Annotated in this window: 9 protein-coding genes; 4 read left to right on the top strand and 5 right to left on the bottom strand. The window is 43.7% G+C overall.

All coding sequences use genetic code 11. The annotated features are described in order from the left end of the window. Nucleotides 1–25: 25 nt before the first annotated feature. The 4 genes from IE130_RS10540 (at nt 26) to IE130_RS10525 (ending at nt 9263) form a co-directional block, all read left to right on the top strand. Nucleotides 26–6985, top strand: a complete 6960-nt coding sequence (locus tag IE130_RS10540; protein WP_189585585.1) for an Hpt domain-containing protein — start codon at nt 26–28, stop codon at nt 6983–6985. After that, nucleotides 6975–7970 (top strand): chemotaxis protein CheB, encoded by a 996-nt coding sequence (locus IE130_RS10535; protein ID WP_189585582.1) that lies wholly within the window; start codon nt 6975–6977, stop codon nt 7968–7970. The genes IE130_RS10540 and IE130_RS10535 overlap by 11 nt, the downstream gene beginning before the upstream one ends. Before the next feature lie 17 nt (nt 7971–7987). After that, nucleotides 7988–8572: a hypothetical protein gene (locus IE130_RS10530; RefSeq protein WP_189585579.1), complete on the top strand. Its 585-nt coding sequence runs from the start codon at nt 7988–7990 to the stop codon at nt 8570–8572. 163 nt (nt 8573–8735) lie between these two features. Further along, a complete protein-coding gene (locus IE130_RS10525) occupies nt 8736–9263 on the top strand; it encodes a cytochrome b (RefSeq protein WP_189585576.1) in 528 nt (175 codons plus the stop codon). Nucleotides 9264–9372: 109 nt separating this feature from the next. On the opposite strand, the gene minE is transcribed toward IE130_RS10525, so the two are convergent. The 5 genes from minE to yihG form a co-directional block, all read right to left on the bottom strand. Further along, entirely contained in the window at nt 9373–9663 is a 291-nt protein-coding gene (gene minE, locus IE130_RS10520) for a cell division topological specificity factor MinE (protein ID WP_010201590.1), read from the bottom strand. Nucleotides 9664–9665: 2 nt separating this feature from the next. Next, nucleotides 9666–10478, bottom strand: a complete 813-nt coding sequence (gene minD, locus IE130_RS10515; RefSeq protein ID WP_010201589.1) for a septum site-determining protein MinD — start codon at nt 10476–10478, stop codon at nt 9666–9668. A 360-nt stretch (nt 10479–10838) separates the two neighbouring features. Then, nucleotides 10839–11681, bottom strand: a complete 843-nt coding sequence (gene minC, locus IE130_RS10510; protein ID WP_189585573.1) for a septum site-determining protein MinC — start codon at nt 11679–11681, stop codon at nt 10839–10841. A gap of 111 nt (nt 11682–11792) precedes the next feature. Continuing rightward, entirely contained in the window at nt 11793–12920 is a 1128-nt protein-coding gene (locus IE130_RS10505) for a hypothetical protein (RefSeq protein WP_227676200.1), read from the bottom strand. Nucleotides 12921–13363: 443 nt separating this feature from the next. Next, nucleotides 13364–14320 carry a 1-acylglycerol-3-phosphate O-acyltransferase, YihG family gene (yihG, locus tag IE130_RS10500; protein WP_189585569.1) on the bottom strand — a complete coding sequence of 319 codons (957 nt, stop codon included), beginning with the start codon at nt 14318–14320 and terminating at the stop codon, nt 13364–13366. Between the last annotated feature and the right edge of the window lie 14 nt (nt 14321–14334).

The following is a 14334-nucleotide window of genomic DNA, read 5'->3' as shown; positions in this document are numbered from 1 at the left end:
CGCCTAGACGAGTTAGGATAAATCTATGAAAAACCAGCCCAATGACATGGTGACGCTCGAGTGGTTATTACCACTTTTTAATCAGCAATTATCACAAGTATCTGATGGCTGGCAATTAGACGCTGACAGCAATAATTACGAGCAAATGGTGCAGCACTATCATCAAGTTGGTGGTGCTTTAACTATGATTAATCTGCCTTTGCTGTCAAATTTAGCGACTAAGCTGAGTCTGTTGGCAGGGGCGGGTAGCAAAGATGGTTTTACCCCTGATGATCGCCGCATCGGTCAGTTTTCTCATCGGCTGTTACAACGTGAGCTGACGCAATATATGCGTACAAGCAGTCATCATACCGCTCTAATCAGTAGAGCGGCTGATGATCTTACTCAGTCGCTATCACGACTGGGTATAGCGACCGACCATTTGTCAGCGCAATCCACTATAGCCAGCAATGCTCATTACAAAAGCCTAGTCGATGGCGGTATTAATTCTGAAAAAGTTATCGATGATATTGAACTAGTCGTGCCAAGCCACGCGGTAGATGCTCATCTAGACACTCAGCAGTATCAAAAATTACTATTGGTTTGGCGTCAGCAAGTACAGGCGCTACTGGTTGCCAATAGCAATCAGCCCTCAGTACTGACGGTCTTAGAAAAAGTAAGTGAGTATTTATGGCAAACCACGCAAGACGATGATTTGCAGCGTCTATGGTATTTAACCGAGCTGTGGTTGCACGACCTTGCTCATAATAAAACACCGTTGCCTAAGCACTATGCTCCGCTATTGGCAAAGCTTGAGCAAGTGCTAGAGTCTTGTGGACATCAAGCCGAGTTGGCGTCGAGCATTATTAAAGAATTGCTCGCCAGCCTCTATATTGAGCTGAGTGGTCTTGCGCAAAGCAGCGAGCATACGCAGTCTATCCTCAGTAATCTACCGCAAAGTGCGATAATGGATGCACGTTTTTTACCTCGTATATTGAGCGAGCTTGAGACCCTTATTTTCAGTCTCGATCAACCGCAGACTTTATTGAACCCATTGCAACGCATAAATAGTCAACTCGAAGCTCGAGGGTGGACTTTTTATGCCTCAAAAGCAGTATCCATCATTGCTGATATAGAGCGTGCCCTTTCCTCAGAGACTGGGTTTGCACAAGAACAGTGGCAGATTGAACGCCAGCTTCAAGAGTTATATAGTGCTATTTATAATACAGAGCAGGCAATATCTACAAAGATCGGTGATGCCGCTGATTTTACGCCGGTGTCTGATGTAGCAGCGAGTGTCGACGCACAGTCAGATTCTAGTACGGACATCAACTCTACTAGTAAAGACTTACGTGAATTGCGCATTGCTGTTGAAGACATAAAACAAAGCTTTAATGCATATATACAGCGTCAGGATATTGCTCTCTTACCTGAGGCTGCTGATTTTACTAATATTGGTCATGCTTTTGATGAAATGGGATTGCCTTCAATCCGTGAAGCGACTGATGCTATAGCCAGCCTATTTGTACAACTCACCACTCATGAAGTTGACGTGCTCAGTTGGAAGGTTACCCAAGCATTGGCTGAAGGTCTGACTTCAATAGAGCTGTTGCTTGATTATCTGGCTCAGCAAGTTTTTGACCAGCCACTATTAGCGTTGGCAAATCAGCATATTGATAATGCTGCCACATTGCTCAGTGAGTATATTCAAGCACCTGAAAATGTTGACCAAAGCTTACTTAGCCAAAAAGTCGCGGCGACCGATGTACTACGCTACGATGATAACGGTGAGATTGCGCCGATTACTGAGCACGCTCTCGATGACCAAATTCTTAAAGATCAAGACTTTGATACGGCAATTTTGAGCCATGAAACGGCGGTAGAAGACGAGTCGGATAACCTCATCATAAATAATACCGTCGGTGATGATTTTAGCACTGTTAATGACAGTGAAGCTTTGCTACGTGCGCGTGAACAAGTGAAGCCAGATAGTTTCGATATAGATGAAGATATTCGTGATATTTTCATTGAAGAGGTGACAGAGGTCGTTGAGGACTTAGAAGATTTTTTACCAATTTGGCAACAGGATTCACAAGATCTAACACCTTTAACGGAAGTACGTAGAGGTTTTCATACGTTAAAAGGGTCGGGGCGCATGGTTGGTGCCTTTAGTATCAGCGAGATGGCGTGGTCAATCGAAAATCTGCTCAATCGACTTTTAGACAAGACATTGCCTGTCACTGATGAGGTTGTTGCGCTAGTAACAGAGACGACCAAGCGACTTTCAGTCTTAGTTACAGATTTTACGGCGCAACAGTCGCCAAGCTTTGATCCTGCGGTAACCATCTTACAAAGTCATAATGTACTAACGGGACAGCCAGTTAACACGGGTTTAAACATTGCCGTATCTGCCTCATCGGACACTGAATTAGACGAGGCTTTGGACTCAGATGAGACAATGGCAACTGCTGCATATAACAATCTGGTAGACACGATTGATGAGTCTGAAAATGAACAGGAAGTAGGCGGAGATAGAAACGTCATAGACTCTCTTTCTGGTCTGATGTTACCCACCGTACTCCTTTCTTTCATGCAAGAGACGCAGCAGTTACCGACAGATGCGAATGATGCCGATCCTGATATCAAAGAGATATTTATAGAAGAGGCGAATGAAGTATTGGACGACATCGTGCCTTTATATAAGCATTGGCAGCTGTCTCCCACTGATTTGAGCGATTTGGCAGACATTCGCCGCGGATTCCATACGCTAAAAGGTTCTGGTCGTATGGTTGGTGCCAACTATACCGGTGAGCTGGCATGGTCAATAGAAAACATGCTCAATCGCATTTTAGATAAGAGTATTGTTGCTTCAGCTGATATGAGACAGCTTATTACCGATGTGTTAGCAGCATATCCTGCTATGCTCACCACGTTTGAAAGTGACAGCCAAGATTATCCAGTGCTAGTACCACTATGGATTGCCTGTGCGAACGCTTTTAGTAAGCAGCATGGTAATGAGTTCAGCTATGCTAAGTTATATGAGCAAGCGCTTACCTCTACTGAGCAACCTTCAGTATTACAGTCTGATAGTACGATCGAAAGTAGTGATGAAAACATTGATAATATGCTGCAGACCATTCATTCGGCTAATGAAATGATGGCAGAAGCGCCAGTCATTTTGACGCATCAAAATGCAGAAGAAAAAGCATTTTTTGAGATTTTCATCGACGAAGCAGAGACTCTATTACAGGAGGTTGATACCTTTGTTAATGAGCATCGAGGTCAGCCCTATGTTGAAGTTAGTGATCACATTGTTCGGGCATTCCATACCCTAAGAGCCGCTTCAGGTTCTAGCGCTTTGGCAGCGATTAGCGAAATCAGTGCAACAATAGAGCAGAGTCTGGAGCTGTTGCAACAGCAAGATATTCCTATGAGGGCACAACACTTAGAGGCGTTAGCCCAGTCTGTGACACTGATTAATGGCTATCTTAATAATTACAAACCAAACGTCGAACAGCAAGATATATCGGTAGAAGACGCGCAGAGCCAGCAAGATATTGCGTCATTGCAAGCGATGTTGGGTGAGCATTATGCTGTCGGTGATTATAGTGAGATAGCAGACAATAAACTCACTATAGAACAGCTTTTCGACGAAAATATTGATGAACTGCTCGATGCTGAATGGCAATTAAATGAGGCGCTGAGCCACTCCGAAAGTGAGCATGTCCAGAAATATATTGAACAACAACTGGCACAAATAAATTATCTGGCTGGCAAAGCGGTAGATATTCCAAAATTTACTGCAATTCTCAGTGCCTTAGCTGGCGCTTATAATCATCTGCAAGACAGTCCTGAAACAGCAGCTGATACAGACATTCAAACCACGTTGTTGGCTGGGCATGCGCAGTTAGTAGGGTTGTTCGATGCATTGGCCGGTAGCACGTCATTAAAAATCGATGGGCACGTTCTTGAGGATTTACAGCGTATTGCTAATGGTGCTGACACTGAAGATGACATTATTGATGAGGATAATGATGGTCTGCCTACCGTGCAAAGTGTCTCTGCTGCTGAGTTTCAGTTAGAGTCTATCGATACTGACATTGAACTGTTAGAGATCTTTTTAGAAGAAGCGCAAGAGCTTGATGATGCCCTTGCCGAAAGCTTTAATAAGTGGCGTGCGGATATTACTAACATCAATACGCTAAAGGTATTACAACGTCATCTGCATACCATCAAAGGTGGTGCACGCATGGCAGGTATCCGCAGTATTGGAGACTTGACCCATGAAGCAGAGAGTATCTATGAAGCTTTTGTAGAGCACAGACGCGCGCCAACCACACAGTGGCTTGAGATTATGCAAATCGTGCAAGATACCTTGTCGTTGCAAGTCATGCATATGGTAAATCATCAGCAATCATTTTTTGCTCCCGAACTTATCGAGCAGTTACAACGTTTTGAGAAAGCACAAGTATTGCCAGATACGGTTAATTTGATTGTACCCGTGCCAAAACATCATACTGTCGCTGAGCCGCAAGCTGTTGAAGATGACTCTATACTCAGCAATGTCGAAAACACAGAAATCCTAACGCTTGATAGAATGATTAAACAGTCATGGGCCAATGGCTTACCAGATCCTGACATATTAGAAGTATTCTTAGAAGAAGCAGAAGCGCTGACCAATAATAATCAATATCTACAGTTATTTTTAGATAACGTGAGCGATACGGTTGCCTTACAAGCGCTACAGCGTGACTTGCATACCCTTAAAGGTGGCGCAAGAATGGTCACGGCTAATGGAATAGCGGACTTGGCACACGACATGGAGTCGGTCTATGAAGATCTTGCCCATCATCGTCGTCCTGCTACAAAAAAAGTCCTAGAGCTACTCGTGGCCTGTCATGACTGGATGGCAGATGCACTATTTATTCTCAAGCAACAAGTCAACCCGCCAACGCCTGCTTTATTAATAGAGTCGCTACAAGAATTTAGTAAAAACCCTGATAGCTTAAAACAAATACCTAATGAATCTCTGCAAGCGCAGCGCAAAGCGATTTTGACTGCCAAAGAAAATCGAAACTCAGCAGGTATGGTAAAAGACATCAGTAAAATGCCGTCGATGATCGGTGAGTTTACGGAGCAAGAGCAGAGCGCTAGTAGCAATGAGATGATCCGTATCTCAGGTGGTTTGATTGAGCATATGATTAACTTGTCTGGCGAGTCAGCGATTAACCGTGCGCGTATTGACATGGGCATGAGTAGCTTGACCAACAGCCTTGAAGAGATGGGCATCACGGTACAGCGTTTGGCAGATCAGTTACGCCGAATGGAGATTGAGCTTGAAGCTCAAATCTTATCGCAGATAGATGATGAGTTGATAAGCCATGAAGGTTTTGACCCGCTAGAGATGGATCAATACTCTTCTCTGAATCAGTTATCAAAATCTCTGACAGAGTCGGCATCAGATTTGGTTGATATTAATCATACTCTTTTAGAAAAAACGCGTGATAGTGAGAGCTTATTATTACAGCTGTCACGGACGCAAACTGAGCTACAAGATGGCTTGATGAATTCGCGTATGGTGCCATTTACGCGCTTGACACCGCGCCTTGAACGTACGGTACGCCAAACGGCTAATGAGCTTAATAAGTCGGTTGAGCTGACAATTATTAATGCTGATGACGAAATGGATAGAACCATTCTAGAGCGTATTACGTCGCCGCTTGAGCATATGCTACGTAACGCCGTCGATCATGGTATCGAAGACAGTACAACGCGTCTGAAAGCTGGTAAAGAGCGCAGTGGTAACATCACTTTAGAGGTGTTGCGCGAAGGCAGTGAAATTGTCATCAACTTATCCGATGATGGGCGCGGTATCGATGTCGAAGCTGTTCGCAGCAAAGCTATTGATCAAGGCCTTATCGATGCAGCAGACAGTAGTCTGACCGATCTTGATATCATGCAGTACATCTTTAATGCGGGCTTAAGTACCAGTAAGCAATTAACACAGATCTCAGGGCGCGGCGTTGGCATGGATGTCGTTATCAGCGAGATTCGTCAATTAGGTGGCGTCGTGTCTGTAGTCTCTGAGCTGGGCAAAGGGTCGCGTTTTACCATGCGCCTACCGCTCACAGTAGCCGTATCGGATGCCCTAGTAGTGCGAGCAGCAGATCGCTACTATGCCATACCACTGGTTCAGATTGAGCGTGTGGTACGTATCAATCCAGAAAAGCTTTATGATTACTATCAGTCAAATGACGCCACGCTAAACTTTGAAGACGCTGATTACCGTGTGCGCTATTTAAATGAGATTTTATCAGGTAATAAACTCAATGAGCTGGTGGTCAATACCAATACGAGCTTGCCGGTGATTATCATCAAAAACCGTACTGGACAGAATATTGCCCTGCAGGTCGATCAGATAGCTGGGTCACGTATTGAAGTCGTAGTAAAACCATTAGGACAACAATTCTCAAACCTATCGGGTATTTCAGCCGCTACCATCATGGGTGATGGCTCGGTCATGCTTATCTTAGATTTGATTGCCTTGATGCGTAATGCACCAGCGCTTAAAGAAGTCATGCCATCTGTTGGCTCTAAGCATAGACGCTTAGAATCTCAGCCGACGGTTATGGTCGTCGATGACTCGGTCACAGTACGTAAAGTAACGTCGCGCTTCTTAGAGCGTCAAGGGTATAAAGTTGCCGTTGCCAAAGATGGTGTCGATGCGATTGAGATACTACAAGAGACGATACCGGATCTTATCTTATTGGATATTGAGATGCCACGTATGGATGGCTTCGAAGTAGCCATTCAAATACGCCACAATAAACGCTTGCAGCACATTCCGATTATTATGATTACCTCACGTACTGGTGAAAAGCATCGTGAGCGTGCCTTAGAGATTGGGGTGAATGATTATATGGGTAAACCATTCCAAGAAAATGAGCTACTGAATAAAATCCAAATGCTATTGGGTGAAGAGGTCAGCCTAACTTATGAAGGATAAGGCACCTGTTCCATTAGCGCTCAAAAACAAAAGTGATATCAAGGTGCTGGTGGTCGCAGAAGATCATCACCAGCGTATGGCCTTTTCAGATACCGTACGTGGCTGTGGCTTTACCCTCATTGATTGTGTATCACGGGCGCAGTTGCACGATAAGTTTGAACGTTATGAAACACCCATTGATATTTGGTTGATAGACAGTGATTATGATGACAGTGTAGCCACGGCTACTGCTATGTCTCAATCAATCGGGGTTTTGGTGGGTTTTAGTCAAGCGCCTTATTTAAATGAGGCAAAGCAGTATGCTAAATGGCAACGCAAACTAAAACGTAAGCTTGCACAGATGCTACTCCTACCAGGATTGGTAGATACCAATGCTTATCAGAGCGATACCAATGACTGGCAGTATGTTGTGTTTTTGGGTGCGTCTATGGGCGGTCCTAGCGCTGTAAAAGAGTTCTTAGATAACTTGTCACCCACGCTACCCATTTGTATTTTATTGGCGCATCATTTCAACCAGACGATGATTGGGACGCTACCACGCATACTGAATCGTCATAACGATTGGCGCTGTCAGGTCATTACCTCGTCGCAACGTTTACAGGCGGGTCAATGTCTGATTGCGCCTATTGATAAGCAAATTGTTTGCGATTCGACCGGACGGATTATATTACTTGCTAAAGCATGGGAAGGTGATTATAAGCCCGCTATTGGTCAGATCCTAAAAAACACCAGCGATGTTTATGGTAGTGAGCTGATCAATATTATTTTTTCAGGTATGGGTAACGATGGGGCTCAGTATCTGGATTTAATCCAAGACAATGACAGTCAGTTGTGGGCGCAAGATCCAAGTGTCAGTACTTGTCCTAGTCAGCCACAAGCGATTGTTGATTCTGGATATTGTGGTTTTATTGGTAGCCCTGTGGCTTTAGCACAAAAACTTACCGACTATATTGGCGAAAGGGCGGCTGTTGCCTCTTCGCATTAATCTATTGTGAGCGACGTATGAAACAAATTCTAAAACATTCGTTTGAGGCAGTAAGCTTGCTAACCACGAACAATGGTATGCTAGATGTCACTATCGTTCCAGCATTTAATCAGCCTGATTGGATTATTCCGAGTAGCCTGATTTTGAGTGTGGATGACTTTGATGAGCATATTTGGACTTATCTGTGGCAACAACAAGAAGTCGCTGTATTCCATTTGCTATCCAGTGGGCAAACGCCAGAAAAGATCATAGTATTAGAGGGTAATACGGCTGCCCATCGCATAGCATTACAGACTGTCGGTGAACTGCACCAGCTACAAGTACGTATCTCTGACGTTAAGGATATTGAGCTTCCTGAACAGTATACCAGCAATGCTAATATCGATTATAGCGTCGCCCAAAAAACGAAAAATAGCGATAGTGAAACGGTTCAAGCGACTGGCAAAAATCTGACAGATAGCGAAATCGACTACGTCAAAGAGCGCTTTCAAGAAAACGTTGTAGAGTCCTACTTGTTTCAAACCGTAATTATCGATAACATTCTCTACTTGGTGCCTGATTTGGATAAAATTGCGCATCAATTGGTTGATTTAGACAGCTAGCTTTTTTAGTAAGTGTGGCCTATAGTGAATAGCAATTCATTAGTCTTAATCACGACTAATGATAGTGACCAGTAACATCGTCAAGACTAACCTAGCCACAATGACTGTGCCGCCTGTTATTGTCTTTATCTATAAATGTTGGTTAGAGTGAATAGAGCAGCCTATGAATGATATCGATGCGAATGTTTCAAAGTGGTCAATCGCTAGCCGCTTATTTCACTGGATCAGTGCGGTTTTATTGCTGGTAACGTGGCTCATGATGCTGTTATACCAAAATCTTAATGACAATCTCTATATTGGGCTACACAAGGCCTTTGGTATAAGCTTGTTATGTTGGATGATAGCGCGAGTTATCAATCGCGTCTTTACCAAAGTACCACCAGCGTTACCGATGCCTAAGTGGCAGCTGTTGATGTCAAAGTTGTCGCACTTTGCGCTATATGCTTTGCTAATCGCGATGCCGTTAGCTGGCTTGCTGATGTCAGTCTATGGGGGTCGACGGGTAGATATATTTGGTTTATTTCAGATTCCTGTCTTTGTCACCCCAGATAGAGGTTTAGCGCGTTATTATAATGATTTACACGTTGATATTATCTGGCCCATGATTATTGCCTTTACTGTATTGCATGTCGGTGCAGCTTTGTATCATCAGTTTGTCAAAAAAGACAATTTGATCGCACGTATAAAGTAACGACGAATCCAGAAAGTATGCGTCCACAAAAAAGCCCTCAGTATTTTACTGAGGGCTTTTTTAGATTAGGGCTTAACTAGAGCGCTTTTTCCATATGCTTTTGAACAGCTTACTTTTTATGCTCAGGCAAGTTGATATTCATCTCTAGCACATCTAAGCTGTCTTCAGAACGATGATTGATATTCACATCATCAATTTGCACGCCATTGACGTACTTATTTACCACTTCTAGTATTTCACGTTTCATTTTTTCGATACGATCCGCTGTTAGGCGGTTGTTTAAGCGATTTTCACTCGCAACGATAACCTTGAGACGCTCAGTGGCTAAATTGGCACTGCCGACATTGCTGCTGTCATCAGTACCAAATAAATTGCTCCAAAATCCTTTTTTCTTACTCATCATTAACCCCCAAACCAGCGCTGTAATAAACTCTTTTTCTTCACGTCAATATGACGCAACGGCCGCTCTTCGCCTAAGAAACGGGCGACAATGTCATCATAACATTGACCAGCGATGGAGTCGGTATAGTGAATAACCGGTTCACCGTGGTTAGATGCCTCAAGCACTGAATGGCTTTCAGGGATAACACCAAGTAAGGGTACTTTTAGGATATCATTAGAGATGGTATCGATATCCATCATCTCATTCGCTGCCGCACGTTCGGCATTGTAGCGAGTGATAACCAAATGCTCACGGATAGAACCTTGGTTCTCTTCGATCTTTTTGGTACGGCTTTGTAAGATACCGATAATACGATCCGAGTCACGTACTGAAGAGATCTCAGGGTTGGTCACGATGATCGCTTCATCAGCATGATACATCGCTAACTGGGCTCCGCGCTCGATACCAGCAGGCGAATCACAAATGATATAGTCAAACTGCTTAGACAGCTCAGCCATTACTTCGGACACCCCTTCGTCTGTCAGCGCATCTTTGTCACGCGTTTGACTGGCAGGTAGGATGTATAAGTTCTCAAGCTGTTTGTCTTTGACCAGTGCTTGTGACAAGCGCGCGTTACCGCTGATGACGTCTACAAAGTCATAAACAATTCGATTTTCACAGCCCATGATCAAGTCTAGATTACGTAGACCTACATCAAAATCGATAACAACTGTCTTATAGCCACGCAACGCCAAACCGGCGGCAAAAGAGGCACTAGTGGTGGTTTTGCCCACACCGCCTTTACCTGAAGTGATTACAACAATCTTCGCCACAATGGCACACTCCTATGAATCAATGGGATATCTATTAAATAAAATAGCGCATTCTCTTATGCTTATTATTCACATGTAATATATGCGCTGCGAGCGTAAGCCTAGCATAAATAAACAAAAATTTATAGCAAGTCTGCACTAAAGCGAAAAACAACGATTATCTGCGTTAAGTGCTCCTGCCTATAGGTATTAGCACTGATAGATAGGTTACATAGTGGCAGAGTAAATTATTTGTCTTGAGACAGTTTTGTTAACCAAACTTACCGAAATATTAAGTAAGATATTTAGCCATTACTTTCTCAGCACTACAGCAAATGCCTTTAAGATTTATATATAAAATTCGACAAATCAGCCGTCTAACTAAGCATCATCCATTACGGTAAATACCAAACCTTGACCTTCTATAAAGCGTACTTGTACTGGTTTGTCGATTACGTGTTCCGGTAAATTGTCTCGTAGGCAGTAAGTGCCTGCGACTGACACCAATGACGGGTTAAAGACCTGACAAAAAATACGAGCATCTTTGTCGCCTGTTGCTCCTGCGACCAAACGACCTTGGGCGCGGCCGTAGACATGCAAGCTGTTGTCAGTAATCGCTTCAGCACCACTGTTGACACTGTTGGTCAAAATCAAATCCCCACCGACGTGGTTAAGGCTCTGTCCTGAACGTAGCATTTGATCATAGATGAGGCTGGTGATATGTTCAGCGCTTACCAAGGTTTCTGCTGGAATATTGGCGATGGTCGTCTCGGTCGCTGTTTCAAGTGCGGGTTCAGACGCTGCGGCTACGTCATTCGTGCTGGTCGACTCTGTACTTTTGGCGTCTGATGCTTTATTGACCTGAGTAGTGGCTTTTTTACTGGGTAGAATACGCTCGATACGTTTGCCGTCGGCAGGAAATATCGCCAATCGCTGCTCACGTGCTTGTGCATCCAACACACCTGTCACGACACCGATAGGTTGCAGTCCCCATGACCATAATAGTTCTACCAATGCAGACAGATCTTGTTCGACCTCGCTATCAATGAGGATAGGGATATTGCTGGATTTGTTGCTAAGCGTTTCAGCAAGCTGAGTCTCGATAGCGTTTAAGTCATCCGTACTGAACTGTAAGCGCGAAAAGGTGAGCATCTTGCCGTAAAAGGCGAGAGCAGGCGTGGCACTCGGGGTTGGGGTGCTGTTGTCGTTATCTAAAATCGTCATAAGATTGATCCTCAAAAAATATCGTATGGCTGCATGCGTACTATATTTATTATTATTTAGTGGTTATTTACTTAGGTGCTGGTTATTTAGTAGCCATTTTTAGCAAAAATGTTATAAGTTAAGCATATCTTGGTGCTTCCATTGCTGCACTTTTATTTGTGCTTCAAATGCTGTCAAACTGTCCTCAATAATGCTAGAAATCAAAGTATCCAGCGCGGTGTTGTTGGTATCGATTTGTGCCACACCGCTGGCAATAGCGACCATCAATGCATCAAGACGCTCAGCATCGAGGAGACGCTCGTTTAAAGCAATGACCACATTTTCGCCAATATTGTGTCCCACATGCTGCAATTGCGACTCAATCAAGCCACCAGCGATGGGTATCATGCGCAAGTAGCGACGTAACTCTGGCGTATTGGCCAAACCTTCTTTAATCGCTTCGCCCATCGCACCAGCTAGCATGTTATTGCCTCCTGGTGAGGCCGTCAGCGCTTGCAGCTTTGGCGCCAGCTCTGTGCGTAGTAGCGAAAGTAATGCTGTTTCAATCTCATGACGGTTGCGAGCAATCGTTGATTCGATCAATGATTTGTGCGTTTTGGTGTCGGTAAGCTGCACACGAAAATTATCGATTGCAGTCAAAATGACACGATCTGACAACTCTTCTAATAGCAGATCAATATAGAACTTGATACGGTCAATCCACGACTGCGGTAGTACTTGATAGCCAAGCTGGTAGAGTCGGCGGCCGATGACCACTACTCGAAATAACCGTAGCGCGCGTAGCTGCGGAAAACAGCCCAATACCTCATACCAGTGGACAAACGGAAAAAAGAACCAGCGATAATAAACTTTTTCTTTAATGGCAATTGCCCAGCGTAATAATAGCTCGACGACTAAGAATATGGTGAAAAACCCACCCGCCGTACGCAACGGATCATGCAAGGTGCCTTGATACCAGTTAAGCGCATCACTTAGTGTCAGCCACCCTGCAACATTACTACTAAAGTTACTCATCAAGATGGCATCTATGCTAATCAATAAGAGATCAATACTAATAGCAACAATCATCAAAATATCATAAGTCAGCTTAAAGCGACTTGGTTTGGGACGATTTGACTGTGGTGACTGCGTGCTTGAGGTTTGCGTGCTCGGAGATTGACTGCTTGCTAAGTTCGATGACTCATTTGGCATTGCTGCGGCTATTGGCGAGCTTTTTGTAGGAGAGGCGGGCACAGTCATACCTTTTAGTAAGAAATGGCATAAGAAATAATGTCATCAGTAGACAGAGTCAATGATGATATTACAACTGAGTAAGCGAGCGTTTTAATGACTATTCACATTATCAATGAATGCCATCAAAAAACAACCCATCAACCATTATAATTTGGTATTTTATATCAATTGAGTAAAACCTGATATTAGAGCACGTCCTCAATCTGAACAGTAAACTGTAAACGGGTTAAAAATGGCTAAATATTTGCCAAACTGCGTCAAGTAGCTTGCTCATATCTCGATATTATCTGTACTACTTTCCTTGTTTAGCTGCCATTTATCTTATTTTTATCGCCATTTTCAAAACGAGGACACGCCTTAGCCAGCTTTTAGTGTTTATATTGCAGCATAAAAAGTATGGCAACATTGTGATTTGCAGATTTACTGAAAAAAATAATTTATCGTTCAGTCTATTTGCTCTGCGGGTTATCTGCAAAGTCAGCAAGCATGGTGGTAATAAGGTCATCTTTTTGACACCATATCTGTTCAACCCAATCAAACATTTTAGCCTTTATTGCCTCATCCTCTTCATAGCCACCATTTTTGATACCAGAAAACAATTCGTCAGGTATTTTAATATACCGAACGTCAACGCCCAAGCGTCTGATATTGCCTTTCCATAGATCACCATAGGTTGGCACGCCATCCGGATAAACAATGGTCATATCCAAAATACCATCGATGTCATCCCCTAGTGCATTGATAGCCAGCGCCAAGCCACCCGCACGCGGTTTCAGTAAATGCGTATAAGGTGCATTTTGTTTGTCATGTTTTTCTTGCGTAAAACGTGTGCCTTCTAAATAGTTTAATAAGGTGAACGGTTTGTCTTTTAATAACGCGCAGGCACGCTTGGCTTCTTCAATATCTTTGCCCTTTAATGCAGGGTTTTTGGCAACCTTTTCTTTAGGATGGCGGCGCATCATTGGGAAGTCTAAAAAATAAAAGGCTTGACCAACGATTGGGATATAAATCAGCTCAAACTTGGTAAAAAATCGGGTGAGGGGCAGGCGCTGTTCACCAATGTATTGCACGATACTGGTATCGACCCATGACTGATGATTGCTAACCAGCAGGTATTTACCGGCCATATGGACATCATCGGGTAAGTTGATACGCCAATCTTTACGTGGCAACATATTATCGATCAAGGCGTTATTACTACTAATCCAGTGGGCAGCAATTTTTATCACGGTTTTATCCGCAATGGGTGCTCCAGTAATCATCTTGGTCGCGCCCATTAGCCATAGCGGGATACTATAACCAAAGCTATTGGCCGCGATGACACTGGCTGCTGTAGTCAGCGAAACTGCCTTGCCCAATTTTGGGGCGCGTTGATGTATTTTTTGAATAGTAGAGGTCAGGCGCATGTTTAATCCCTGTC

Origin of the sequence: Psychrobacter glaciei (genome assembly GCF_014652895.1) — a bacterium.
GTDB classification, from domain to species: Bacteria; Pseudomonadota; Gammaproteobacteria; order Pseudomonadales; family Moraxellaceae; genus Psychrobacter; species Psychrobacter glaciei.
Note: the sequence above shows the minus strand (reverse complement) of the source record. Positions and strands in the feature narration are given on the sequence as shown.

Excerpts from the sequence above, each read along its gene's own strand:
- IE130_RS10505 (WP_227676200.1), bottom strand. The coding sequence starts at position 12,920 with ATGACTGTGCCCGCCTCTCCTACAAAAAGCTCGCCAATAGCCGCAGCA.
- IE130_RS10525 (WP_189585576.1), top strand. The coding sequence starts at position 8,736 with ATGAATGATATCGATGCGAATGTTTCAAAGTGGTCAATCGCTAGCCGC.
- minE (WP_010201590.1), bottom strand. The coding sequence starts at position 9,663 with ATGAGTAAGAAAAAAGGATTTTGGAGCAATTTATTTGGTACTGATGAC.
- yihG (WP_189585569.1), bottom strand. The coding sequence starts at position 14,320 with ATGCGCCTGACCTCTACTATTCAAAAAATACATCAACGCGCCCCAAAA.
- IE130_RS10530 (WP_189585579.1), top strand. The coding sequence starts at position 7,988 with ATGAAACAAATTCTAAAACATTCGTTTGAGGCAGTAAGCTTGCTAACC.
- IE130_RS10535 (WP_189585582.1), top strand. The coding sequence starts at position 6,975 with ATGAAGGATAAGGCACCTGTTCCATTAGCGCTCAAAAACAAAAGTGAT.
- minC (WP_189585573.1), bottom strand. The coding sequence starts at position 11,681 with ATGACGATTTTAGATAACGACAACAGCACCCCAACCCCGAGTGCCACG.
- IE130_RS10540 (WP_189585585.1), top strand. The coding sequence starts at position 26 with ATGAAAAACCAGCCCAATGACATGGTGACGCTCGAGTGGTTATTACCA.